Origin of the sequence: Xanthobacter autotrophicus (genome assembly GCF_030015065.1) — a bacterium.
In the GTDB taxonomy this organism is placed as follows: Bacteria; Pseudomonadota; Alphaproteobacteria; order Rhizobiales; family Xanthobacteraceae; genus Xanthobacter; species Xanthobacter autotrophicus_D.
In genome coordinates, this window is sequence record NZ_JAIVFN010000017.1 from 1 (window position 1) to 25,061 (window position 25,061).

The 25,061-nt window shown below is 67.7% G+C and carries 20 protein-coding genes and 1 tRNA gene; 3 read left to right on the forward strand and 18 right to left on the reverse strand.

Features of this window, described 5'->3' with window-relative positions; all coding sequences use genetic code 11:
• Window positions 1–63: 63 nt before the first annotated feature.
• The 8 genes from K9U40_RS05785 to K9U40_RS05820 all read right to left on the reverse strand — a co-directional run bounded on the left by K9U40_RS05785 (window position 64) and on the right by K9U40_RS05820 (window position 7,508).
• The gene (locus K9U40_RS05785; protein ID WP_282889260.1) at window positions 64–795 is read right to left on the reverse strand and encodes a hypothetical protein; all 732 of its coding nucleotides are present in this window, start codon (window positions 793–795) and stop codon (window positions 64–66) included.
• 1 nt (window position 796) lies between these two features.
• Window positions 797–1,726 carry a helix-turn-helix domain-containing protein gene (locus K9U40_RS05790; RefSeq protein WP_282889261.1) on the reverse strand — a complete coding sequence of 310 codons (930 nt, stop codon included), beginning with the start codon at window positions 1,724–1,726 and terminating at the stop codon, window positions 797–799.
• A 65-nt stretch (window positions 1,727–1,791) separates the two neighbouring features.
• Window positions 1,792–1,995: a helix-turn-helix transcriptional regulator gene (locus K9U40_RS05795; protein ID WP_282889262.1), complete on the reverse strand. Its 204-nt coding sequence runs from the start codon at window positions 1,993–1,995 to the stop codon at window positions 1,792–1,794.
• 74 nt (window positions 1,996–2,069) lie between these two features.
• Window positions 2,070–3,035, reverse strand: a complete 966-nt coding sequence (locus K9U40_RS05800; protein ID WP_282889263.1) for a hypothetical protein — start codon at window positions 3,033–3,035, stop codon at window positions 2,070–2,072.
• Entirely contained in the window at window positions 3,032–4,279 is a 1,248-nt protein-coding gene (locus tag K9U40_RS05805; protein WP_282889264.1) for a tyrosine-type recombinase/integrase, read from the reverse strand. The genes K9U40_RS05800 and K9U40_RS05805 overlap by 4 nt, the downstream gene beginning before the upstream one ends.
• A gap of 169 nt (window positions 4,280–4,448) precedes the next feature.
• Window positions 4,449–4,538, reverse strand: a tRNA-Ser gene (locus K9U40_RS05810).
• Between the two features lie 439 nt (window positions 4,539–4,977).
• Window positions 4,978–5,835 carry a 2,3,4,5-tetrahydropyridine-2,6-dicarboxylate N-succinyltransferase gene (dapD, locus tag K9U40_RS05815; protein ID WP_282889265.1) on the reverse strand — a complete coding sequence of 286 codons (858 nt, stop codon included), beginning with the start codon at window positions 5,833–5,835 and terminating at the stop codon, window positions 4,978–4,980.
• A gap of 65 nt (window positions 5,836–5,900) precedes the next feature.
• Window positions 5,901–7,508, reverse strand: coding sequence for a peptide chain release factor 3 (locus K9U40_RS05820; RefSeq protein ID WP_282889266.1), 1,608 nt, complete (start codon window positions 7,506–7,508; stop codon window positions 5,901–5,903).
• A gap of 106 nt (window positions 7,509–7,614) precedes the next feature.
• Between K9U40_RS05820 and K9U40_RS05825 the strand changes: the two genes are divergently transcribed.
• Window positions 7,615–8,025 (forward strand): hypothetical protein, encoded by a 411-nt coding sequence (locus tag K9U40_RS05825; protein WP_282889267.1) that lies wholly within the window; start codon window positions 7,615–7,617, stop codon window positions 8,023–8,025.
• Window positions 8,026–8,192: 167 nt separating this feature from the next.
• On the forward strand, window positions 8,193–9,299 hold the full coding sequence (locus K9U40_RS05830; protein ID WP_282889268.1) for a hypothetical protein: 1,107 nt from the start codon (window positions 8,193–8,195) through the stop codon (window positions 9,297–9,299).
• Window positions 9,300–9,350: 51 nt separating this feature from the next.
• On the opposite strand, the gene K9U40_RS05835 is transcribed toward K9U40_RS05830, so the two are convergent.
• The 4 genes from K9U40_RS05835 to K9U40_RS05850 form a co-directional block, all read right to left on the reverse strand.
• On the reverse strand, window positions 9,351–10,574 hold the full coding sequence (locus tag K9U40_RS05835; protein ID WP_282889269.1) for an acyltransferase family protein: 1,224 nt from the start codon (window positions 10,572–10,574) through the stop codon (window positions 9,351–9,353).
• A gap of 419 nt (window positions 10,575–10,993) precedes the next feature.
• On the reverse strand, window positions 10,994–11,329 hold the full coding sequence (gene fdxA / locus K9U40_RS05840; protein ID WP_282889270.1) for a ferredoxin FdxA: 336 nt from the start codon (window positions 11,327–11,329) through the stop codon (window positions 10,994–10,996).
• Window positions 11,330–11,412: 83 nt separating this feature from the next.
• Entirely contained in the window at window positions 11,413–11,688 is a 276-nt protein-coding gene (locus K9U40_RS05845) for an RNA-binding S4 domain-containing protein (RefSeq protein WP_282889271.1), read from the reverse strand.
• A gap of 13 nt (window positions 11,689–11,701) precedes the next feature.
• Window positions 11,702–15,049 carry a helicase-related protein gene (locus K9U40_RS05850; protein ID WP_282889272.1) on the reverse strand — a complete coding sequence of 1,116 codons (3,348 nt, stop codon included), beginning with the start codon at window positions 15,047–15,049 and terminating at the stop codon, window positions 11,702–11,704.
• A 469-nt stretch (window positions 15,050–15,518) separates the two neighbouring features.
• Here K9U40_RS05850 and K9U40_RS05855 point away from each other — a divergent pair, with 469 nt between their 5' ends.
• Window positions 15,519–16,313 carry a creatininase family protein gene (locus tag K9U40_RS05855; protein ID WP_282889273.1) on the forward strand — a complete coding sequence of 265 codons (795 nt, stop codon included), beginning with the start codon at window positions 15,519–15,521 and terminating at the stop codon, window positions 16,311–16,313.
• Window positions 16,314–16,354: 41 nt separating this feature from the next.
• On the opposite strand, the gene K9U40_RS05860 is transcribed toward K9U40_RS05855, so the two are convergent.
• The 6 genes from K9U40_RS05860 to K9U40_RS05885 form a co-directional block, all read right to left on the reverse strand.
• The gene (locus tag K9U40_RS05860) at window positions 16,355–16,996 is read right to left on the reverse strand and encodes an NUDIX domain-containing protein (protein WP_282889274.1); all 642 of its coding nucleotides are present in this window, start codon (window positions 16,994–16,996) and stop codon (window positions 16,355–16,357) included.
• Window positions 16,993–18,636: an ABC transporter ATP-binding protein gene (locus tag K9U40_RS05865; protein WP_282889275.1), complete on the reverse strand. Its 1,644-nt coding sequence runs from the start codon at window positions 18,634–18,636 to the stop codon at window positions 16,993–16,995. The genes K9U40_RS05860 and K9U40_RS05865 overlap by 4 nt, the downstream gene beginning before the upstream one ends.
• An 11-nt stretch (window positions 18,637–18,647) precedes the next feature.
• Complete coding sequence (locus K9U40_RS05870; RefSeq protein ID WP_282889276.1) at window positions 18,648–19,856, reverse strand: ABC transporter permease; 1,209 nt, start codon at window positions 19,854–19,856, stop codon at window positions 18,648–18,650.
• A 3-nt stretch (window positions 19,857–19,859) separates the two neighbouring features.
• The gene (locus K9U40_RS05875; protein WP_282889277.1) at window positions 19,860–20,975 is read right to left on the reverse strand and encodes a microcin C ABC transporter permease YejB; all 1,116 of its coding nucleotides are present in this window, start codon (window positions 20,973–20,975) and stop codon (window positions 19,860–19,862) included.
• Between the two features lie 86 nt (window positions 20,976–21,061).
• Window positions 21,062–22,951, reverse strand: a complete 1,890-nt coding sequence (locus tag K9U40_RS05880; RefSeq protein WP_282889278.1) for an extracellular solute-binding protein — start codon at window positions 22,949–22,951, stop codon at window positions 21,062–21,064.
• A complete protein-coding gene (locus K9U40_RS05885) occupies window positions 22,948–24,870 on the reverse strand; it encodes an extracellular solute-binding protein (protein WP_282889279.1) in 1,923 nt (640 codons plus the stop codon). The genes K9U40_RS05880 and K9U40_RS05885 overlap by 4 nt, the downstream gene beginning before the upstream one ends.
• Window positions 24,871–25,061: the final 191 nt, after the last annotated feature.

Here is a 25,061-nt window from a genome sequence, read left to right on the forward strand (position 1 = left end):
TGCCGGGGGTGTGGGGCGGGGGCTCAGCTCGCGCCCCATCGCAAGGCGATTGGCTGAGGGAGGTCACGACACCTCCCCCTTCATACGATGGAGCGGCACGACGTTGGCGGCGGCACATGGGAGTGCGCTGGCTGGCAGGTACTCGACCTCGTCGTCGAAACCATCGTCAGCGGGCTGCACCTCGCCCAGGTCGCGAAGCAGCTGCCACGCCTTGAAACCGACGTAGAACAGATCAGGCAGCCGGTCTTCGACCCGGCGCATCTGGCCATGTGCCTCGCGCACCTTGTCGAGCAGCTCGGCGCCCTCTGGCAAAAACCGCTCGGTCTCATTCCACCGCTGGCACCCGGCGGCCAAGGCGGCCGCCGAGAAGGGCTCGAAGTCGAGAGCGTTGACGAGCGTAGCTGCAAGCCGCTCCACGACCTCCGGGTACCGCTCGTTGCTCAGGTTGACGCGGGCTGACAAGAAGCCGCTCACGATGAGCACGGTTTCTTCCGGGGTGGCCGGCGTACGGAGCGCATGCGAGAGCGCGCTTTGCGCCGCGTTGATGACCTCGACGTCAGGCACGCGCCTGTGGATCGCGCGGGCCTGCTCCCGCATGTGAGCAGACACTGTCTCTGCCGGGGTCAGGTCCTCGTTCCACGAGAAGCCCATCACGTCGTAGTCCGACGTGATCTCTCTGAATTTCGCGTACCAACGTCGGGCGGTCAGGAAGGGCTCCAGGACCGCACACGGCACCCTGACGATGTCGGTCATGGACAGTTCGCGGCCGTCTGAAAGCGTGATCGCGTCGCCCATTTCAGAAGCCCCCCGCTGGCAACGGCTTCCCGCCGTTCAAGGCCATCTCGTAGGCAGCCTTGGCCTTGGAAGCAGCGACCATGGCGGTGAGCTGCGCCACCGAGGCAGGCGGCAGCCCGCGCGGCGCGTACCGGGACGGGGCCGGACGCTGGGGCTGGCTCTGGCGCGGAGGGTCGTCCCGCCAACGCCCATCACGCAACCAGTATGCGGGCATGGTGATGAAGCGAGCCTCCTTGCCCTGGCAGGCTGCGGCGAAGCGCAGGACGCCATTCAGGAGATCACCCGCCGTCGCGCCCCGGTGGCGCGCCGCGGCGTACTCGCGGCGAGCCCCGTCGCAGCCCTCCCGCTTGGGGTACTGGTTGAACCACTCGGTGAAATCCTCCCCGAACTCGTCCACCTTCATCCGGGACGGGGCGCAGGGAGGGGCCGGATCGTGCGGCGGCTCCGTGATGTCGAGATCGGAATGCGGCGGGGGAGGGGGGAATCCCCCTCCCTTCTTCTTCCCTTGGTTATCTTCCCTTGATCGGATGAGATTTTCTTCATCCCAATCTGGATGCGAAGTATCAGGGGTGAAGTCGACTTCGGGGTCGTCATTTTTTTCCAGGGTCGAGGTCACCCGCTCGAAGGCGAGGTCGTAGGAGTTGCGCGCACCCTTCGACGGAGTCGTCCTCACCCACCCGAGCTGCTCCAGCTCGCGCAGCGTCTGCGCCGTGCGGCGGCGCGACAGGCCGATGCGGGCGGCCAGACGGTCCATGGATGGATCACACTGACACGTCTTGGCATTGTAGTGATCAGTCAGAACAAAGAAGAGATTGCGCGCGGAAGCGGACAAGTCATGGTCGCTCATGACGAGATTCATGAGCTTCCACTTGTCCAAGAGGGTCAGCCTGTGCTTTTTCGCTTGCGCGTCATTCTGAGTGCTGTTAGACATGTGCTATTCCATTGGTGTTCTGAAGTGAAGAGAAGCCCGCCCCCTCCAGAGGGCGGGCTTTTCATTCAGCTCGTGGTGGTGATGCGGGCGGGCGGCGCCGAGGCGATGAAGTTCTCAATCTCGTGCGCCTCGAACATGAGGCGCTTGCCGAACTTTTTGCCGCGCAGGCGGCCCGTGCCCAGCATACGGTAGAGCGTGCTCTTGCTGAGCCCGAGGAAGTCCTGGGCGTCGCGCATCGACATCAGGCGAGTATTGGTGGACACGTTCATCGGAACTCTCCAAGTGTTGGACACGAGGGAGAGCTTCCGGGATTTCTCGGGAAAAATAGTCCCCAATAACCCTGCTATTTTTGCGTGTCGGCCAACTTTTTGCGGGCCAGCGCCAGGATGCGGCTCGATGTGGAGCCTGAATTCAGAAGTCCGAGGAAGTCCTTGTCGCCCGGCGCGTTGAAGAGCGAGGACAGCTCAGCGAGGAACTCACGCAGGTCGTGGTTTTTCTCAGTCGCCTTCTGACCGGTTACGCGGGCCCATGCGCAGATGATCACCATGGCGGCTTCGTCGCGTTGATGGTCGCGCGGGCGCCCGCCTTGCCCCGTCATCGGCAGAGAGACGGCGATTGCGTCCAGCGCCGCCCTTATCTCATCCGGCGGCGGCGCGGGCGGGAGCCCGGCGCACGCTGTAATCGGACGATGTCGAACCAAGCGCGCGAGCGCATCTATCCCGCCCAGTTGACTAGTGACGAGAGCGCGCAAGGTGGGGGACTGCTCCCACCACGCCTTGTGCCAGACCTTTGCGCTTTTTTCCGTCTTGAGGCGCAGGCTCTTCAATTCCTTCGGGAAGCTCGGCGCCTTGCTGCCGGGCGCCAGCCGAATGGACCACCGACCATCGTCACCTTGGTGGACCTGCCAAACAGGAGCTGCGTGCTCTTCACGAAGGCCCTCAAAAGCGACCGCCGCGTTCCAAATTTCAGCACCCGCCGCCTCGACCGCAGCGGCAGGCGCCCCCGGCGCCGCCTCTCGGACGAGCGCCACAACGTCAGTGTGTCGGACGAAATGGTGGGCGCTTGCCCAAAGGGCCTTGGTGCGGTCAATGAGGCGGACTTGGGTCTCCGGCTGTGGCTCTGCCGCTACCGCGGCAATCTCGTCCTCGCTCGGGGGCTCATGGCCGAAGTCCCGGCACAGTTCGACGAACTTTTCCCGGTCGAAGATGCGTCCGCCCGCGTCCGCTGTGGTCGAGTCCTCTGCCGCCTGGGCGATTTGGCGTGCGAGCCGAACCAGAGATGACTCAGCGGCGGGCGGACGACGCTTCATGCCGCTTTCTCTTCGTTCGCACCGGCCAGGAACTCGCCCCATGCGTCCATGAGCTTCCGGCGCTTCTCAAGAGCGTCAGAGCGCCTGTAGGCCGCCTCCGTGGCGTCGCCCACGGCGTGGGCGAGCGCAGCCTCGGCAACTTCCCGTGGAAAGGCCGTCGCATCGCCGGCCCAATCTCGGAAGGAGGAGCGAAAGCCGTGAACTGTCACATCCAGCTTGAGGCGGCGCAGCAGCGCCGTCAGGCTCATGTCGGAGAGCGGCGCCCCCCGCTTCTGTCCCGGGAAAACCAGATCATCTGGCGCATGGTCGAGCTGGGCCACGACCTGGAGAACCTCCACGGAGCGGTCGCAGAGCGGGACGCGGTGGGGCCGGCCCGCCTTCATGCGGTCGGCCGGCACGGTCCAGACCCTTGCCTTCAGGTCCATCTCAGACCATCGAGCGCCCCTGACCTCGCCGGACCGGGCCGCGGTGAGGATTAGGAACTCCAGGGCGAAGGCGGACATCCCGCGCACCAGTCGCAGCCGCTTCAGGAATGCCGGCACCTCCTCATAGGGCAGGGCCTCGTGGTGCCCACGCTGGAGCTTTTGTCTCCTGGGGAGGGTGAGGGCGAGGTGGCCTTTCCAGCGTGCCGGGTTTTCACCTGAGCGCAGGCCCTTGGCCTTCGCCGCATCCAGGACGGCCTCGATGCGCCCACGCAGGCGCGAGGCGGTTTCGTTCTTACCAGCCCAGATGGGCGTCAGGATCGAGAGGACGTCCTCGGTGGTGACGTCCGCGACCGCTTTGTCACGAAGCCCGGTGCAGTAGCCCGAATCTACGTAGGCGCCATCATCCCCCCGCTGGAGGCTGAGAGTCGTTCGCCACTGGTCGATGTGTTTCGGGTTCCGCCAGCCGGGCGCCATCGTGGCGATGTGCGCCTCGGCGACCTCCCCAAAGGTCGGAGCGTTCCCCGTCTCGCGGACCTTCCGGCGCGCCGCGATCGGGTCGACCCCAGCGGCCACCTGTTCCCTGGCGGCCGCGGCCAGCTCCCGCGCGCGGGCCAGGGAGACGGATTGTAGTGGCCCAAGGCCCAGCTCGCGCAGTCGGCCTGAGCCCAGCGTCGAGGGGTCGTCCTTCCATCTGAAGAGGAAGGCCCATGTCTTGGCCCCGGATGGGTTCACGACCAGATACAGATTGCCGCCATCCGCATGCCGGCCGGGCTTCGTGATGGTTGCGACGGTCTTGGCGTTGAGGCGATTGAGTTGCATGGCCTGCGTTAGGGTCAGTTCCGCGAGGCTGATTTGCCCCTAACGTCTACCCTAACAGCGGCGTGGGATTATGGGAAACTGACTGAAGCGTAGAGAGTAGCGAACGCATAGAAAAGTGCGTTTTTCTATGCACTTATGGGACTTAGTGGGAATGTCTGGAACTAGGGGCTGGCGGAGAGAGAGGGATTCGAACCCTCGATACGGTTTCCCGTATACACGCGTTCCAGGCGTGCGCCTTCAACCACTCGGCCACCTCTCCAGCCCGGCGCGCCGAGGCGCGCGCAGATCCCTCGGGAAGGCGGCTGCCGAATGCGGCCACGCCGCCTTCAACCGCTCCGCCACCTCTCCGACCGGGAGGGAAACCCGGACGCCGGACATTGCGTCATCGCTTTCCAGGGGAATTCGAAGACCAGCAGCGATCGAGCAGCGCTGCATACCGGCGAGGCGGCGGAATATAGCGGCTTGTTGCCGTCTGGCAAGACGTTATCGCAACGCTGCCCACAGGCCGAACCACGACACCCGGCGCATCTGTTCAGAGCGACCGCGAGAGGCCGCCGCAGCCATCGCCCAAGCGCATCGGCGGCCGCTCTCCATGCGTTGAAAGCAGGGCCTTCCGGCGCACCCGCCGGGCGCGGCCCCAGCGCTCCCCGCCCGGCGCCGGAAACCGGCGGGACCGGAATGGTCCCGCCGGGCCATCCTCAATCGCGCAGCAGGTCGTTGATGGAGGTCTTGGACCGGGTCTGCGCATCTACCCGCTTCACGATCACCGCGCAGGACAGCGAAGGGCCGGGCTGGCCGTTCGGCAGGGGCTTGCCGGGCAGCGCACCGGGCACCACCACCGAATAGGCCGGCACCTCGCCCACGAAGACCTCCCCGGTCTCGCGGTCCACGATCTTGGTGGTGGCGCTGATGAAGACGCCCATGGAGAGCACCGAGCCGGTGCGCACCACCACGCCCTCCACCACTTCCGATCGAGCGCCGATGAAGCAGTCGTCCTCGATGATCACCGGGCCGGCCTGCAGCGGCTCCAGAACGCCGCCGATGCCCACGCCGCCGGACAGGTGCACATTCTTGCCGATCTGGGCGCAGGAGCCCACGGTGGCCCAGGTGTCCACCATGGTGCCCTCGCCCACATGGGCGCCGAGATTCACGAAGGACGGCATCAGCACCACGTTGGGCGCGATATAGGCGGAGCGACGCACGATGGCGCCCGGCACGGCGCGGAAGCTGGCGGCGCGGAAGTCCTTCTCGCTCCAGGACAGGAACTTGGAGGGCACCTTGTCCCACCAGTGGGCGCCGCCGGGGCCGCCGCCGATGGGCACCATGTCGTTGAGCCGGAAGGAGAGCAGCACCGCCTTCTTCAGCCACTGGTTCACGGTCCAGTTGCCGTCGGCGCCCCTCTCGGCCACGCGGGCGGCGCCGCTGTCGAGCAGCGAAAGCGCCTCGTCAACGGCGAGACGCACCTCGCCCATGGTGGAGAAGCCGATCTCGGCGCGCGTCTCGAAGGCGTCGTCGATGATGCGGGAAAGCGCGGCAAGGCGGGCGGCGTCGGCCATGGGATCCTCCGGATCGGCCGCGCCCCCGCGCGGCCGGGCATGTCAATTCAGGGCGGGATGAAAGGTCAGCCGCGTTCCTTCACGGCGACGAACTTGAGCTTGGGCCATTCCTCGATGGCGCGGTCGAGCACCCACTGGCTGCGGGCGAGATAGACCGGCGCCTCGTCGCGGTCGCGGGCGGTGGAGGAGCGGTTCGCCTCCATGAAGCGGTCCACCTCGGCCCGCTCGCCGACGATCCAGCGGGCGGTGACGAAGGATACCGCCTCGTAGCGGATGGGCACGCCGTATTCCTTCTCCAGCCGCGCCGAGAGCACGTCGAGCTGCAGGGTGCCCACCACGCCCACGATGGGGGCGGGATCGGAAACCGGACGGATCACCTGCACCACCCCTTCCTCCGCCATGTCCTGCAGCGCCTTCTGCAGCTGCTTGGCCTTCATGGGGTCCGAGAGCAGCACCCGGCGCAGGATTTCCGGCGCGAAGTCCGGCAGGCCCTCGAAGCGGATGCTCTCGCCCTCGGAGAGGGTGTCGCCCACCCGCAGCATGCCGTGATTGGGAATGCCGATGATGTCGCCGGCCACCGCCTCGTCCACCGTCTCGCGCTCCTGGGCGAAGAAGAAGATGGGGTTGGCGATGGCCATGTTGCGCTTCTCGCGCGGATTGAACAGCTTCATGCCGCGCTTGAACCGGCCCGAGCACAGGCGCACGAAGGCCACGCGGTCCCGGTGGTTCGGGTCCATGTTGGCCTGCACCTTGAAGACGAAGCCGGAGACGAGATCCTCCGCCGGCTCCACCATGCGCTCGCCGGCGGCAGAGCGCGGCAGCGGGCTCGGCCCCACCGAGCCGAGGCCGAACAGCAGCTCGGCGACACCCGCCTCCTTCAGCGCCGAGCCGAAATAGACCGGCGAGAGGTGCCCCTCGCGGAACGAGGCCAGATCGAACGGCGGCAGCACGCCGAGCGCCAGCGTCAGGCTCTCCACCGCCTCGTTGATGATGCGCTCCTCCACCCCCTCAAGGTCGATGAGGTCCTCCGGCGTCTCGAACGGCACCTCGCGCACCAGCGGCCCGCCGCGCTCGGTGGCGAGCAGGGCCTTCCTGTTGGCGATGTCGATGAGGCCGCGGAAGTCCACGCCCATGCCGATGGGCCAGGTGAGCGGGGTGAGGTCGAGGGCGAGGGTGGAGGAGACCTCGTCCATCAGGGCGATGGGGTCGAGGCTCTCGCGGTCCACCTTGTTGACGAAGGTGAAGATGGGAATGTCGCGCAGGCGGCAGACCTCGAACAGCTTGCGGGTCTGGCTTTCGATGCCCTTGGCCGCGTCGATCACCATCACCGCCGCGTCCACGGCGGAGAGGGTGCGGTAGGTGTCCTCGGAGAAGTCCGAGTGGCCGGGCGTGTCCAGCAGGTTGAAGACGATGCCGTCGCGCTCGAAGGTCATCACCGAGGAAGTGACCGAGATGCCGCGCTGCTGCTCGATCTCCATCCAGTCGGAGCGGGTGCGCCGGCGCTCGCCGCGCGCCTTCACGTGGCCGGCCATGCGGATGGCGCCGGAGGCAAGCAGGAGCTTTTCCGTCAGCGTCGTCTTACCGGCGTCCGGATGGGAGATGATGGCGAAGGTGCGCCGGCGGGCGAAATCCGGCAGGGGCGCCGCCGCCGTGGAATGGGTCTCGTCGAGCATCGGGGCTATATAAGGCGAAACCCGATTTCGACAAACCGGGATGGCGGGGGAACGCGCGATGATTGGCCGATGGATAGGCAGCAAGGACGCCAGCGGCGGCCGGAGGGTGGCGCGCGCACCCATGCGGCGGGCCGGGCTGCTGGTTGCGGCGCTGGTGGCCGGCTGGAGCGGGCCGGCAGCGGCGCTGATGCCGCCTTATGTCTATGAGGGCGCGCGGCGCGATGCGGCGAGCGTCATCGTCATCGCGGTCCAGAAGGTGAAGCCGCCGCAGGAGAGCTTCGGCGCCTGCATGGTCACCGGCACCGTCGCCCGGGTGGAGCGGGGCACCGCCTACAGGCCGGGGCAGGCGGTGACGATCGCCGTGCCCTGCGCCCGGCCCGGCGCCGCCCCGCCCATCGGCGGTACCATCTGGCAGCCGGTGGATCGCCTCGAAAAGTCGCGCTTCGGCCGCGCCTTCCTCGATGCGGCGGGACAGGTGGTGCTCTCCCAGTACGAGCCGCTCGCCGCGGCCCCCTGACCTCTCGCCGGGCGGCTGGGGCACGCTTTGTGCTTGGTGAGGGGGCGTGAGGACCCTTGGGTGGAAATCCGCCAACAGCACGGCAGTCCTGCCGGGGCGGAGGACCGACGACCAGCGATCCGTCCTCTGTGGTGCGACAAAGGCCACAACGCCCGGAGGAACACGACATGACCTCTCCTGCCCCGGAGGTCCGCTGCGACCCGACGCCCGACGTGACGGCCGATCCGGCTCCCCTCGATTTCGCCGCGCTGGACGCGGCCTATGTGTCGCCCACCTATCTCAGGACACCGCTGCGGGAATTCCTGCTGACCACCGATCGCGGCCTCTACTGGCTGCGGGCGCCCGCCGGCATCGGCAAGACAGCGTTCGTGCGCGGCATCATCGCCCGGCGGCCGGGGCGCGATCCCGCCGTGCTCGAGGGCATCGACAGCACCATTGCCAGCGACATCCGGGCCATCGGCGTCCATGTGCAGGGCCCCCTGACGCCGCACGCGCTGGTGACGGCGCTGAAGGATGCCTTCGCGGCGGAGTTCGGCGTCGCGCTCGCGGAAGCCGCCAGCGCTGAGCCGACAGGGGCGGACGTTCTCGCCCTGCTCGGCGCGGCGCGGGACCACCTGACCACCACCGGCGCCAAGCGGCTGCTGGTGGCCATCGACGGCCTGGAGCGGATCGCGGACGGGGGCGCCATCGCGGTGCTGCCCGCGGCCGCGGAGATGCCGCCGGGTGTGGTCCTGCTCCTGACCTCGCGGCCCGCCGCCGACTGGCCACAGGGCCTGTTCGAGGCGATGACGGCGCAGGTGGGTGGCGGGGCGGTGGTCCGCGACATCGGCTATGAGGACAGCGTCTATACCGACATGCTGCGCGGCTATTTCAAGAACCGGATCCGCCCGCTGATGCGCAGCCGCGCCATTGCGCACCTGACGCACCTGCTGGAGACCAAGGCCTCCTTCGAGCGCGGCGGCCGTGACAACCGGCTGACCAACGACCCCCTGCTGCGGGATGCCCTGAAGGACGACTGGAAGAAGCTGACCAACAAGCATCCGCGCTATTCCGGCATCCAACTGCCGGTGGTGCCGCTGGTGGAGATGCTCGACCAGTTCGACCAGTTGTGGGTGGATCTCATCGACCGGGCGGATCGCCGCTTCGACGGCGTCTCCGCCATCATCGGCGCCCTCGCGGCCGGCTCGCTCCAGGTCGAGGAGGTGGCGGGATTGCCCACGGGACCGGACCTGCATGCCCGCCTCGGGATAGCACAGGCGCACCCCGTGCCGTGAACGCAGCATCGTGAGCCGAGCGCCGGACGCCCGCAGGGGCCGGCGGCGCCCTCACTCCCTGGAGCGCGGCGCCGCTTCCATGGCCGTGTTGCCGGAGGTGTCCAGCGCCGGCGCGACCTTGCCGGCAGTCATTCCGGTGCCTTGGGACATGCCCCCGCCGCCGACGAGGCGTCGGCCGAAGGCGCGGCCCGGCTCCTCGATGAAGCGCCAGGTGAGACCGGCCACCGCCACCACCACCAGCGCCAGCGCTAGGGAGAGCAGCGTGCCCTGCCACAGGGGCATCTGCGACCAGGGCGCACCGTCCGGCCGCTCGCCGATGACCCGCTTCAGAATGGTGTCGGTGGTCACCAGGATGAAGAAGTGAACCATGTAGATGGAATAGGAGATCCGGCCGAGAGCCTGCAGCGGCCGGGTGTTCAGCAGCGCGCAGGCAAGACCGCGATCGGTATGGAGCAGCAGGACGAGAACCGTCAGCGGCACCAGCGCGACGATGATCGTCGGGCCCTGGCAGACCGAGAGCAGCAGGAGCACCGCCAGCACGGTGCCCCCCTGCCACAGGTTCAGGGCACCGTCCGACGCCGCGGCGAACAGCTGCTTCAGCCGGCCGGAAGTCACCGCCTCGTAGCACAGGGCGCCGAGGAAGAAGCCGGACAGGCCGCGCAGAATCGCCGCGGGCCCGTAGAAGGCCTGCTCCAGGCCGTCATGCAGCGTGGCGGCGTAGATGTAGGAACAGGCCGCGAAGATGAGGACGCCGAGGGGTGCGAAGCGCCAGCGCAAGGGCCGCAGCGGCGCCGTCAGGGCGAAAACGAGATAGGCAAAGACCTCGCAGCTGATGCTCCAGCTTGGCCCGTTCCAGAAATTGCGGTCGAACATGCCCCACGCCTGCACCAGGAACAGGGTGGCGAAGAACAGGCCCGGAGACTGGTCGCCGGTGAAGGGCGCGCCCTTGTTGAGGGTGATGCCCTTGTTCCAGAGGTAGAGCTTGAACAATTCCTGCGCCAGGAACACCATCAGGACGCAGAAATGCAGCGGATAGACCCTGAAGAACCGCAGGATGAGGAAGCGTTGCATCGCACGCGAATCGTCGATACGGCCGGCATAGGCCGAAGAGATCACAAAGCCTGACAATATAAAAAAGACATCGACCGCAAGGTCACCATGAATGACGATCGGCAGAGACTTGAAAATACTCGAAACGGTCATGTGATAGAAAACGACGAGCAAGGCTGCCATGCCGCGCAGGCCGTCCAGCGCGCGATATCTCGCACTTTCCATAAGGTGACCTTCTAAAAGATCTATGCGAGGAATTGGGGGCCGGCATGGACGTGAAACATCTTCTGCGCGGACGATTTCGCGCCCATACGACCATCGCCCTACAGGACGAAAACTGACGCCAAACCTTAGCCACAATTGAAATTGGCGTCAACCGATTACCACTACAGGCAGAAACAGAAAGCCCCTGCGCGCACCCCGCGCATTTCAGACCAAGCCCCTGTCATGAAAGCGAAAAAACGCAAGGGGAAAAGCCATGCCGGCTCCCCCTGCGCGCAGGCACCGCAGGGCGACCCAGACGGGGAACCCTGCTGGATGAGGAGCTTTGGATGAGGAGCTTTGGAAAGCCAATCAGGACCCCCAGCCCGATCAGGTTGGCGCAACCTGATCGGATCGCTCCGCGTGTCGCGAAGCCGGGGGCGTCAGTCGCCCTGTCCGGGCTCCGGAGAGAACAGCTCTTCCTTGCCGGGCTTGCCGTCCCACTCCTTGGCGTCGGGCGGCGGGTCGCGCTTCAGCGTGATGTTGGGCCACGCCTTGGCATATTCGGCATTGAGCGCGAGCCACTTCTCGAGCCCCGGCTCGGCATCGGGCTTGATGGCCTCGGCCGGGCATTCCGGCTCGCAGACCCCGCAGTCGATGCACTCGTCGGGGTGGATGACGAGCATGTTCTCGCCCTCGTAGAAACAGTCCACCGGGCACACGGACACGCAATCCATGTACTTGCAGCGGATGCAGTTCTCGGTGACGACGTAAGTCATGGACAATCCCTTTCGCGGGCATCGGGTAGCCCAGCCGGGCGCGCCACGCAAGCGCGCGCAAGGCCGCGGCCACCCATTTCCCGTCACGCTTCTGTTATTTCATCAAAAAGCGCGCGTGCCGATGTAGCATCTCCCCGCCGCTCCGAAAAGCCGACGATTCGCAGCACCCGCACGTTCCGGTCCAGCGCGATGGTGAGCACCTGCCCGGCACGGGCCTGATGCGACGGGCTCGTGACCCGCGCACCGTCGAGCCGGACATGGCCGGCGCGCACCAGATCCGCGGCGGCTTCACGGGTGCGCACCACGCGGGCATGCCAGATCCAGCGGTCGAGCCTCTGCCGCTCCGCCGGATCCGTCACCTCGCGGGCCCCATCACTTGCCCTTCTTCTCCGCTTCCATGCGCGCCTTCAGCGCGGCGAGGGCGGCAAACGGGCTGTCCGGATCCGCCGGCTTGTCGCGCCGGCGCTCCTGGTGCGCCGGACGATGCTCGGCACGCTGGTCCGGACGGTGCTCGGGGCGCGGACCCCGATTGCCCTCGCCCTCGCGCGGCCCGCGGAAGGGGCGGTCACCCCGGGGCGGCCGCGGCGGGCGCTCGCCCTGGGCGCCGGGCGCGCCAGCCTCCGCGGCAGGCGCCTGCTCCGGACGGCGATGGGGCGGGCGACCATCGCGCCGCTCACCGCGGCGCTCATTGTCCTTGCCACCCTCGCGGCGCTCACCCTCCTTGCGGTCGCCGAAACGGCGGCCCTCACCGTGGGGACGCTCGCGGCGCGGCGCACCGGGCGGACGGCCGGGGCGCCACACCTCGATCATCTCGGGCTCGGCGGGCGCGCCTTCCACCGTCTCCGGACCGCCGGGCACGGCGGGCGCGTTGACCTCTGCCGCCACCTCGGCAGCGGTGGGATCACCGGTTTCCTCAAGGGCCTCGACCGTAACTTCCGCCTCGATCTCGTCGGCGAGGACGGCGTCCGCCTCCTCCGACTCAGCGGCAGCGGGCTCGGCCTCAGGCACATCGGCCGCGATCATCTCAACGTCGGAGGCAGAAGCCTCGATCTCGGACGCCGCGATCTCGGCCGCCTCGTCCCCGGATGTCTCAAGCTGGGACGCTTCCGCCTCGGGCGCCTCCTGAGCCACCACAGGCGCAAGCTCGGCGGGCGGCGCATCGAACAGGAGGTCGGCCTCGATGGCGCCTTCCGGCAAGGGCGCGAACTCGGCCGGCGCGGGCGCGACCGCCGGGGCCTCGGCCTCCGGCGGAGGTGGCGGGCGGCGCTCCATGCGGTAGCCCAGCGATTTCAGGATGGAGGCGAAATCCTCCCCCGAGCAGCCGGCCAGCGAGGTCATGCCCACGGTCACGGTGAAGCCGCGCCCGTCCACCGCGCCCGCGGGCTTGGGGCCGGCGGAGCCGGGCCGCCAGGCCAGCGCCGGACGGATGAGGTCGGCGAGCCGCTCCAAGATGTCCACGCGCACGGCGCGCTCGCCGCACACGCGGAAGCCCACGGCGCGGTAGAGCCCCTTCTGGATCTCGTGATCCACGGGGATGGAGGTGCGCCCGGAGGCGGCCAGGTGCGGCAGCTCGTCGAGCCCCTTCTGGGCGAGGCCGCCATGCTTCAGCGCATAAAGCTCGGCTGCCAGCGAACGCGGCGCGGGCTTCAGCAGCGCCGGCAGGTAGATGTGGTGGGCGCCGAAGCGCACGCCATAGCCGCGCAGGGTGGCGCGGGCCGCCTGGTCGAGCCCCTTCACCTCCTCGGCCACGCGGGCACGCTCCAGCACGCCGAGGCTCTCGACGATCTGGAAGGCGATGCCGCGGGCGATACCGGTGATGTCCTCCGCCGTGCCGAGCTTGGTGAGCGCGCCGAGCAGCTTCTCGATATGGGCCGAGACCCACAGGGTGATGCGCGCCTCCACCTGATCGCGGGCGGTGCCGGTGAGGTGCTCGTCGGCGATGATCTTGAAGCGCGGCTTCAGCACCTCGTCGCCGGGAATGAGCTTGGCCACGGCCTCGCCGGTCCAGCGGATGGTGCCGTCGAAGGTGAGCACGAAGGCCTCGTCCACCGCCTGGGCGACACGCCCCGCGCGCTGCTCGATCTCGCCCGCCAGCGCCTTCTGGGCAGCGGCGCGCAGGGCCTTGGCCTCCTCCCCGCCCGCCGCCGGATCCGGGGCGAACTGGAAGCCATGGAGGTGGCCGATGACATGGCCTTCAACGGTAACGTCACCGGTCTTGCTGATTTCAGTTTCGAGCATCGTGTTCTCTCGCAGGCGCCGCATGAGCACGCTGGTTCGCCGGTCCACGAAACGCTGGGCCAGCCTTTCGTGCAATGCGTCCGACAGCTTGTCCTCGACCCCTCTCGTGACGCCTTGCCAGTGCCCCGGGTCCTTGAGCCAGTCGGGCCGGTTGGCCACGAAGGTAAGGGTTCTCACCTGCGCGATCCGGTTCGACAACGTGTCGATGTCGCCTTCTTGGCGATCGGTCAAGGCGATTTGACGCGCGAACCAGTCATCGGGGATGAATCCGCCCCCGGAAAGATGCCCGAAAAGCGTTGCCACGAGCTCCGCATGGGCCCCTGGAGAGACCTTGCGATAATCCGGCACCTGGCACGCATCCCACAGCCTTTCCACATCCGAAGCCGAGGCGAGGCGGGCTGTCACCTCCGTGTCCCGGCTCATGATTTCGAGCACGGCCAGGTCGTCGGCGACGGGCGCGCGCGTCAGGCCCTCCTCCCTGGGCAGCTGGGAGAGGCTGGCGAGAAGGGCGGCGGCGGTGCGGAAATCCGGAACGGCGTTGCGCCATTGCAACACCTTCGCGGTGTCGAACACATGCTCCTCCAGCCGCCCCACGAGTTCCTCGTCGAAGGGCGGGCACCGCCCGGTGGTGCCGAACGAGCCGTCGCGCGTCGCCCGCCCGGCGCGGCCGGCGATCTGCGCCATCTCGGAGGCGTTGAGCTTGCGGAACTGCCAGCCGTCGAACTTGCGGTCCGAGGCGAAGGCCACATGGTCCACGTCGAGATTGAGGCCCATGCCGATGGCGTCGGTGGCGACGAGATAGTCCACGTCGCCGGACTGGTAGAGCTCCACCTGGGCATTGCGGGTGCGGGGCGAGAGTGCGCCCATCACCACCGCCGCCCCGCCGCGCTGGCGGCGGATGAACTCGGCGATGGAATAGACCTCCTCGGCCGAGAAGGCGACGATGGCCGAGCGCCGGGGCAGGCGGGAAATCTTCTTCTCTCCGGCGAAGGTGAGGGTGCTGAGGCGCGGGCGCACCACGATGTTCACGCCCGGGATCAGCTTCTCGATCAGCGGGCGCATGGTGGCGGAGCCGAGCAGCAGCGTCTCGTGCCGGCCGCGACGGTTCAGCATCCGGTCGGTGAAGACGTGGCCCCGGTCCAGGTCGGTGGCGAGCTGGATCTCGTCGATGGCGACGAAGGACACGTCCAGGTCGCGCGGCATGGCCTCCACGGTGGAGACCCAGTAGCGCGGCGCCGCCGGCTTGATCTTCTCCTCGCCGGTGACGAGGGCGACCTTCTCCGACCCCACCCGCTCGACGATGCGCTGGTACACCTCGCGCGCGAGCAGGCGCAGCGGCAGGCCGATGATGCCGCTCTCATGGCCCAGCATGCGCTCGATGGCGAGATGGGTCTTGCCGGTATTGGTGGGGCCGAGGACCGCGCTCACCCCCCGCGCCCTCAGATTGCGCGGCAGCACGGCCCATTGGGTGACGTCGTCCATCGGCTGAATTCTGGTCCACTCAGGTGTGTGGGGGTCTGTAGCATATCGGGACAGGGGGACCATGGCGAAAGGGGGGGCCGTGAACAATTTGCGAACGCAAGGGGAGCGAATCACCGCTGCCCGACGGTTCGCGCCGCGTTCTGCATGCCCCCGCCAACCCCGCATGGTCCATGCACCATATGCGACACGGCAGGGCGCGGGGCACGACCGGGTGTTCCGGATCGGGACCACAGGGGCGGCGCAACGAAACAAAAAAGGAACGAAAGGCGCGCGAATCACAGCCTGTGGAAAAGTCCCTTTTGTTCTCCGCAGGAACCACTCCGGATACGGTGGAGCTGCACCTGCGACCCGCACCGGCAGAGCTGGGGGCAGGGATGGCTCCCCAACAGTCAGCCCCTTGACTCCATGCACTTTTTCAGCCCCATGGACGAGACGCCGCAGATGGCGGTGGCACCTCAGGAGGTGGCTGGTGTTTCTCAAGTGGGCAGAACTCTCCTCCCCGGCCATCGCCGCCCTCGACAAGACGCGCCTCGTCGCCGTGCTCCCGGTCGCCGCCGTGGAGCAGCACGGCCCGCATCTGCCGCTGGGGACCGACCTGTTCATCGCCGAAGGCTATATCGAGCGCATCGCATCCCAGGTCCCCCGCGATCTGGATGCCGTGTTCCTGCCGGTGCAGGCGGTGGGCAAGTCGGACGAGCACATCACCTTCGCCGGCACCCTCACTTTGTCGCCCGCCACCGCGCTCGCCGCCTGGGCGGAGCTGGGCGAGAGCCTCGCCCGCGCCGGGGTGCGGCGGCTGGTGCTCATGAACACCCACGGCGGCAACGTGCCGGTCATCGATCTCGTGGCCCGCACCCTGCGCATCAGGCACCGCATGCTGGCCGTCACCTGCTCCATGCACCGCTTCGGCTATCCGGTGGGCCTGTTCACGGAGCATGAGCGCGCCCACGGCATCCATGGCGGCGAGATCGAGACCTCGCTCATGCTCGCCTTCCGCCCCGAGCTGGTGGACATGACCCATGCGGGCGACTTCACCCCCTACAGCGTGGCCATGGAGAGCGAGTTCGCGCGGCTTCGGGCCAACCATCCGGTGGGCTTCGGCTGGCTCGCCGAGGATTTGAGCGCCGATGGCGCCATGGGCGATGCGCGCGGCGCCACCGCCCTCAAGGGCGAGGCGGCAGCGGAATTCGGCGCGCGGGCCTTCGTGGAACTGCTGAAGGACGTGGCGGCCTTCGACCTGGAGCGCTTCGAGCACCACGTGTGATACCAACGGCCTCGGCCTTCGATCGAGGCCGCTGGTAAAGGTCAGGACCGCTCCGCCGCCGCGATCAGCTCCGGCAGGTGAGCGCGGTTCAGCGCCAGCCATTGCAGGGCGATGATAAGGAAGCCGTTGATGCAGCGCCCCTGCGCGATGGCGGCAAGCGCCTCGTCCACCGGCACTGCGAACGGCTGCGTCATCTCCGTCTCGTGCCGCGCCCCGGCCCGCGCGGGCAGCGCCCCGGCATCGAGGATGCCCAGATACATCAGGGCGAACTCGTCGGTGACGCCCGGCGTCGGCGTGAAGGTGAGCATGGGCAAAACCAGGCGCGGCTCCACGCCCGTCTCCTCGACGCATTCGCGCACCGCCGCCGCTTCCGGGTCCTCGCCCTCTTCCACCAGCCCGGCCACGATCTCCACCAGCTCTCCCCGCCCTTGGGCGAGATGGGCGGTGAGGCGGAACTGGCGGATCAGCACCACGAGATCGCGCCCGGGATCATAGCCCAGCACCCCCACCACGCGGCCGCCGCGGACGATGTCGCGCACTTGGGCGTCGCAGGTGCCATCGTCGTGGTGGAGCACCAGGCGGTAGCGCTCATAGGGCCGGAAGCCCTTCGCCAGCAGCTCGGGCCCTTCCACGTCCACCCGCGCGGGGCGATCCTCCATCAGGGGCGGCTCCGCCTTGGTCATTGGCGCACCACGCCCTGGCCGGCGATCTCCAGGTTGAAGGCTGCGGCGAACAGGGCCCGCGTATAGGCCTCCTTCGGCTGCTCGAACACGGTGCGCGCCGGCCCCTCCTCCACCATCTTGCCGTCGCGCATGACCAGGATGCGGCTCGCCAGCGCCGAGACCACGCGCAAATCGTGGGAAATGAACATGAAGGTGAGGTCGCGCTTGCGCTGGAGCGCGCGCAAAAGGTCCACGATCTGCGCCTGCACGATCATGTCGAGGGCGCTGGTGGGCTCGTCCAGCACCACGAAGGACGGCTCCAGCGCCATGGCGCGGGCGATGGAGATGCGCTGGCGCTGGCCGCCGGAGAACTCGTGGGGATAGCGGTGCCGGCTCTCGGGATCGAGGCCCACATCCGCGAGCGCCGCCACCACCCGCGCCTCCCGGGCCTCGGCGGACAGGCCGCGCTGGTGGACCAGAAGCCCCTCCCCCACGATATCGCTCACCGACATGCGCGGCGAGAGCGCCCCATAGGGGTCCTGGAACACGATCTGCATGTCGGACCGCAGCGGTCGCATGGCCTTGAAGGAGAGGCCGTCGATGCGCCGGCCGAGGAAGGCCACCGGCCCCTTCGAGGAGATGAGGCGCAGCAAGGCAAGGCCCAGCGTGGTCTTGCCGGAACCGGATTCGCCCACCACCCCCAGCGTCTCGCCGCGGCGGATGGCGATGGAGACGCCGTCCACCGCCTTCACGTAGCCCACCGTCTTGCGCAGGATGCCGCGCTTGATGGGGAAGTGCACCTTGAGGTCGGTGGTCTCCACCACGATGGGCGCGTCGGGGACGATGGGGGCGGGATCCGGCTTCGGCTCTGCCTTCAGCAGGGCCTGGGTGTAGGGGTGGCGCGGATTAAGGAAGGTCTCCTCCGCCCCGCCCTGCTCCACGATCTCGCCCCGCTGCATCACGCACACCCGATCGGCGATCTTGCGCACGATGTTGAGGTCGTGGGTGATGAACAGCATGGCCATGCCGAGGCGGGCCTGAAGCTCCTTCAAGAGCTTCAGGATCTGGGCCTGCACGGTGACATCGAGGGCGGTGGTGGGCTCGTCGGCGATGAGCAGGTCCGGCTCGTTGGCGAGCGCCATGGCGATCATCACCCGCTGGCGCTGGCCGCCGGAAAGCTGGTGCGGATAGGCGGAAAGCCGCTCTTCCGGCTTGGGGATGCCCACCTCGCCCAGAAGCTCCAGCGTGCGGGCGCGCGCGGCGGCGGCGCCCATGCCGCGGTGGAGGGTCAGCATCTCCACCACCTGCTGCTCGATGGTGTGGAGCGGGTTCAAGGAACTCATGGGCTCCTGGAACACCATGGTGATCTTGTTGCCGCGCACCGCCCGCAGCTCGCGCTCGGGGACGGCCAGCAGGTCGCGCCCCTCGAACAGGATGCGGCCCGAGGGGTGGCTCGCGGCGGGATAGTTCAGCAGCTTGAGGATGGAAAGCGCCGTCACCGACTTGCCGGAGCCGGATTCGCCCACCAGCGCCAGCGTCTCCCCCTTGGCGAGGTCGAACGACACATGCTTCACCGCCAGCGCCTGCCCGGTGCCGCTGGGATCATCAACCCGGCGGAAGGCGACGGAGAGGTCTTCGACGGACAGGAGGGGCTGGGTCATGGGTCCGTCCCTCACGAAAAGGTCTTGCGCGGGTCGAAGGCGTCGCGCACCGCCTCGCCGATGAAGATCAAAAGGCTCAGCATCACCGCCACCGTGAAGAAGCCGGTGAGGCCCAGCCACGGGGCCTGGATGTTGTTCTTGCCCTGCGAGAGCAGTTCACCCAGCGAGGGCGAGCCCGGCGGCAGGCCGAAGCCGAGGAAGTCCAGCGCGGTCAGCGTCATCACCGACGACGACAGGATGAAGGGCAGCATGGTGAGCGTCGCCACCATGGCGTTAGGCAGCATGTGCCGCGTCATGATGGTGAGGTTGCCCACGCCCAGCGCGCGGGCCGCCTGCACGTACTCGAAGTTGCGCGCGCGCAGGAACTCCGCCCGCACCAGCCCCACCAGCGAGACCCACGAGAACAAAAGCAGGATGCCCAGCAGCACCCAGAAGCCGGGCACCAGCACCGAGGAGATGATGAGCAGCAAATAAAGCGAGGGGATCGCCGTCCAGATCTCGATGAAGCGCTGGAACAACAGGTCGATCCAGCCGCCGAAATAGCCCTGCACCGCTCCCGCCGCCACCCCGATCACCGAGGAGACGATGGTGAGCGCGAGCCCGAACAGCACCGAGATGCGGAAGCCGTAGATGAGGCGCGCCACCACGTCGCGGCCCTGGTCGTCCGTCCCCAGCCAGTTGTATTCGAGGCCCGAGCAGCCGTTGACCCCCTTTTTGTCCGCTACCGCCTTGCACTGCGCCTCGGTGAGCATCCAGGTGGGCGGAGAGGGCGCGGGGGTGGGCAGGTCCAGATTGTGGGTGGAATAGGAGAAGCGGATCGGCGGCCAGATCATCCAGCCCCCCTTCTGCGCGATCAGCTTCTGCAGGAAGGGATCGCGATAATCGGCGTCGGTCTCGAAGTCGCCGCCGAAGGTCGTCTCCGGATAGGCCCGCACGACCGGAAAATAATAGCCCCCGTCATAGGAGACGAGGATCGGCTTGTCGTTGGCGATAAACTCGGCGCTGAGGCTGATGACGAACAGCACCATGAAGATGACGAACGACCAGTAGCCGCGCCGGTTGGCGCGGAAATTGGCGAGGCGGCGCCGGTTCAGGGGCGAAAGGTCGAAGCGCCCTCGGGGCTTGGCCGCCCCCGGCGGCTGGAGCTGGCCGTGGGGCACGTCGCGGGCGGCGGCCACGTCGGTGGGCTCGCCGGGCTGGAGCACGGGGACGGCATCCATGGCTCAGACCTCCCGCGTCTCGAAGTCGATGCGCGGATCGACCAGCATGTAGGTGAGGTCCGAGATGAGGCCGACGATGAGCCCGGCCAGCGAGAAGATGTAGAGGGTGGCGAACACCACCGGATAATCGCGGTTCAGCACGCTCTCGAAGCCGAGCAGGCCGAGCCCGTCCAAAGAGAAGATGGTCTCGATCAGCAGCGAGCCGGAGAAGAAGGCGGCGATGAAGGCGCTGGGAAAGCCGGCGATGACGATCAGCATGGCATTCCTGAACACGTGCCCGTAGAGCACCCGCCCCTCGCTCAGCCCCTTCATCCGGGCGGTGGTGACATACTGCTTGCGGATCTCCTCAAGGAACGAGTTCTTGGTGAGCAGCGTCATGGTGGCGAAGGCGCCGAGCACCATGGAGGTGAGCGGAAGCACCAAGTGCCAGGCATAGTCGGCGATGCGCTCCGGCCAGCTCATTTGCCAGAAGTTCTCCGACGTCAGCCCGCGCAGCGGGAACAGGTCGAGGAACGAGCCGCCCGCGAACAGGATGATGAGCAGGATCGCGAACAGGAAGGAGGGGATGGCATAGCCGACGATGATCACCGCCGAGGTCCACATGTCGAACCGCGAGCCGTCGCGCATGGCCTTGGAGATGCCGAGCGGAATGGAGATGAGATAGGTGAGCAGCGTCATCCACAGGCCGAGCGAGATGGAAACCGGCATCTTCTCGCCGATCAGCTGCAGCACCGTGATGTCGCGGAAATAGGAGCGGCCGAAATCGAAGGTCGCATAGTCCTTGATCATCTTCCAGAAGCGCTCGTGGGCCGGCTTGTCGAAGCCGAACTGCGCCTCCAGCTGCTTGATGAAGGCCGGGTCCAGCCCCTGCGCGCCGCGGTACTTGGAGGAGGCCGCATCCATGGCCGCGCCGGCCTGGGCGGCGGCGCCCGCGCCCGAGAAGTCCCCGCCCCCGCCGGAGACGCGGGAGGTGGCGGACACGTCGTCGCCGGTTAGTTGGGCGATCACCCGCTCCACCGGACCGCCGGGGGCGAACTGGATGACCACGAACGACACCAGCATGATGCCGAGAATGGTCGGCACCATCAGGGCGATGCGGCGGATGATGTAGGCGAGCATTCTGTCTCCCGATCCGGCGCGACGGTGCAGCCAAGGGCTCCCATCGTCAACCGCCCCCTCTCAACCGCCGGGTTCGACCGCCGGCCTCAACCGTTGCGGGCCGGCTCCGCGCCCGTGCTCCACCAGGTGTCGAGCGCGCCCAGATCGTAGCGCGGCTTGAGGGCGGGGCGGGCGAACTGGTTCCAATAGGCGATGCGGTGCTGGCCGGAATACCATTGCGGGATCCAGTAGCGCCCGGCGCGCAGCACCCGGTCCAGCGCCCGGCAGGCGGTGACGAGAGCGGCAGCGTCGGGGGCGGCCAGCGCCGCATTGATGAGCCCATCCACCGCCGGATCGGCAATGCCGGCCACGTTGTAGGAGCCCCGGGTGCGCGCCGCCTCGGTGGAGAAATAGGCGCGCAGCTCGTCCCCCGGATAGGGCGCGAAGGAATAGCGCCGCACGATCATGTCGAAGTCGAAGCCCTGCAGGCGCAGCTGGAACTGGGCCGGGTCCACGATGCGGAAGGTGGCGTCGATGCCCACTTTCTTCAGGTGGCCGATGAAGCGCGCCGTATGGCGCTCCATGCCGCCGTCATCGTCCAGGAACTCGATGGTGAAGGCCTCGCCCCTGGCGTCCACCAGCTTGCCCTGCTGAACGCTCCAGCCGGCGTCCTTCAAGAGGTTCAGGGCCTGCCGGCGCAGGTTGCGGTCCTCGCCGGTGCCGTCGGAGGCGGGGGGCACATAGGGCTCGCCGAACACCTCTTCCGGCAGGCGGTCGCGGAACGGCTCCAGCAGCTTCAGCTCGGCGGGGAATGGCAGCCCCTGCGCCATCATCTCCGAATTCTGGAAGAAGGAGACGGTGCGGGTATAGGTGTCATACATGAGGTTCTTGCGGGTCCAGTCGAAGTCGAACAGGAGCCCGATGGCCTCGCGCACGCGCCGGTCGAAAAACTTGGGCCGGCGAGTGTTGAAGAACCAGCCCTGCACCCCGGAGAAGCTCTCGTCCGGCAGGGTCTCCACCTTCACCCGTCCCTCGCGCACGGCGGGGAAATCGTAGGCCGTGGCCCATTCGCGGGCGGTGAACTCCTCGCGGAACAGATAGGCCCTGGCCTTGAAGCCTTCCAGGCCCGCCACGCGGTCGCGGAAATATTCGTAGCGCACCGTGTCGAAGTTGAAGCGGCCCTTCATCACCGGCAGGTCGCGGCCCCAATAGTCGGGCACCCGCTCATATTCGATGAAGCGGCCCTGCTCGAACCTCTTCACCCGATACGGCCCCGAGCCCAGCGGCACCTCCAGCGAGGACTGGTTGAACGGGTGCTTGGCGAGGAACGCCCTGGAAAAGACGGGCAGGCCGGCGGCGGTGAGCGGCACGTCGCGGGCGCGGCCAGGGCGAAAGCGCATCACCACCTCTCCCAGCCCGTCCGCCTCCACTGCGGTCAGATCGCGCAGGGCCATGCGGATGGTCTCGTAGCCGTCCGCCTTGAATGCCTCGAACGAGGCCACCACGTCCGCCGCCGTCACCGGCGTGCCGTCGTGGAAGCGCGCCTCGCGCCTCAGCTTGAAGCGGTAGGTGAGCCCCTCGTCGGCGATCACCACCGAGCCGGCGAGGCGGCCATACATGGCGCTCTTCTCGTCGCCGGCTGCGGTCATGAGCGTGTCGTAGACAAGCTCGATGCCCTGCGCGCCGTTGCCGCGCTGGTTGTAGGGATTGAGCGTGTCGAAGGTCAGGAGCGACTGGTTGTAGAAGGTCGCCCGGCCCATCTGGGAGAACGGTCCGCCCTTGGGCGCGTCCGGGTCCACATAATCGAAATGGGTGAAGCCGGCGGGATAGCGCAGATCCCCGAAGAACGACAGGCCGTGCCGCTCCACCGCGGCGGCGGAGGCCGCGCCCTCGTTCGCCGCCGCGTCCTGCGGCGCCGGCTGTCCCCGCGCGAGGGTGGGCAGGAGGGTGACGGCGGAGGCCGCCGACAGCAGCAGCGAGCGGCGCGACAGGCTCATTTGCCAGCCCCGGTGCTGTTCGCCCCGCCGCTGGCCGGGCCGACCGCATTCACCTTGGCCGCCTTGGCCGGATCGAACCACCAGATGTCCGGGAAGGCGAAGGAATAGGTGGGCAGCGTCGCGGGACGGGCGAAGCGATCCCAGCGCGCCGTGCGGGTATAGTTCAGCGTCCAGGCGGGGACGACATATTCGTTCCACAGCAGCACGCGGTCGAGGGCGTGGGTGGCGGCCACCAGGTCCGCCCGGTCGGTGGCGTAGATCACCTTCTCGATCAGGGCATCCACCGCCTTGTCCCGGATGCCGGCGAGGTTGCGCGAGCCCTCCCGGTCGGCGGCTTCCGTGCCCCAATATTCGCGCTGCTCGTTGCCCGGCGAGAGCGACTGGCCCCAGCCGGAGACGATCATGTCGAAGTCGCGCGCCCGCACCCGGTTGATGTACTGGGAGGAATCCACGAGGCGGATGGTCACGGTGATGCCGAGGCGCTCCAGCGCCGGCTTGTAGAACACCGCCACCCGCTCCATGGCCGGGCTGGAGATGAGCAGCTCCAGGGTGAAGGCCTCGCCCCTGGCGTCCACCAGCTTGCGGTTCCTGATCTCGTAGCCGGCATCCTTCAGCAGGCGGGCGGCTTCGCGCAGGTTGGCGCGCCGCGCATCCTCCGATCCGCTCTCGGGATTGGTGTAGGCCGTAGTGAAGACCTGCGGCGGCACCTGGTCCTTCACGGTCTTCAGGATGTCCAGCTCGCGGCCCTGCGGCAGGCCGGAGGAGGCGAGCTCCGTACCCGAGAAGTAGGAATTGATGCGCTTGTACTGGCCGAAGAACAGGGTGTGGTTCATGCCCTCGAAATCGAGCGCATAGTTCAGCGCCCGGCGCACCCGCGGGTCCTTGAACTTGTCGCGCCTGAGGTTGGGGATGAAGGCCTGCATGATGCCGGAGGCGCGGTTCTCGAACATTTCGAGCACCACCCGCCCCTCGGCGCGTGCCGGAAAGTCGTAGGCCGTGGCCCAGTTCTTGGCGGAGGATTCGGTCCGGAAGTCGTACTGGTCGGCCTTGAAGGCCTCCAGCATCACCGTGTCGTCGCGGAAATACTCGTAGCGGATCTCGTCGAAATTGTCCTTGCCCACATTCACGTTGAGGTCTTTGGCCCAATAGTCCTTCACCCGCTCATAGGTGATGGAGCGGCTGGGCACGAAGCTCTTGACCCGGTAGGCGCCGGAGCCCAGCGGCACCTCCAGCGAGCCCTGGGTGATGTCGCGCGGCTTGCCGGCGGCGTCGGTGCCGGTCCACCAGTGCTTCGGCAGGATGGTGAGCTGGCCCACGATCTGAGGCAGCTCGCGGTTGCCGGCCTGGTCGAAGGTGAAGGTCACGTCGCGCTCGCCGGTCTTCTCGGCCTTCACCACATGGCTGTAATAGAAGCGCTGGTTGGGGTTGTTCTTCGTCAGCGCCTCGAAGGAGAAGACCACGTCGTCCGGCGTGATGGGGCTGCCGTCATGCCATTTGGCGTCGGCCCGCAGGCGGTAGGTGACGGAGGAGAAATCCGCCGGGTGGCTGACACCCTCGGCGATGAGGCCGTATTCGCTCGACACCTCGTCATACGAGGCGGTCATGAGCGTGTCGTAGACGAGATTGATGCCCGCCGCCGGCGTGCCCCTCGGCACCACGAAGTTGAAGGTGTCGAAGGTGCCGTCTTCGGCAAGGCGCAGCAGTCCGCCCTTGGGCGCCGCCGGATTCACATAATCGAAATGGGGAAAGCCCGCGGGATATTTCGGCTCCCCCATGAGGGAGAGGCCGTGGCGGAACGCGGGGACCGCCGGCGCTGCGCTGCCCGAAGCAACCTGCGCCTGCGCAAGGCCGGCCGGAGCGACCGCGGCCCACGCCACGGCTGCGAGGACGGCGAGGCGGCGGACGGAGGGCAGGCGCATCGGTGTCTCCAGGGCGATTCCGGTGATCTCGGCAATACCTGATTATGACACCGGGAGCGACGGCAGAAACATGGCGGCAGCCGGGCCGGCGCTTCGGCCCGCGCCGCCATCCCGCAATTGCCAAGGGGGCGCAGGCACGAAAAAGGCCGATCCCACGGGGATCGGCCTTGCATTCGGGCACCCGGCAGCGC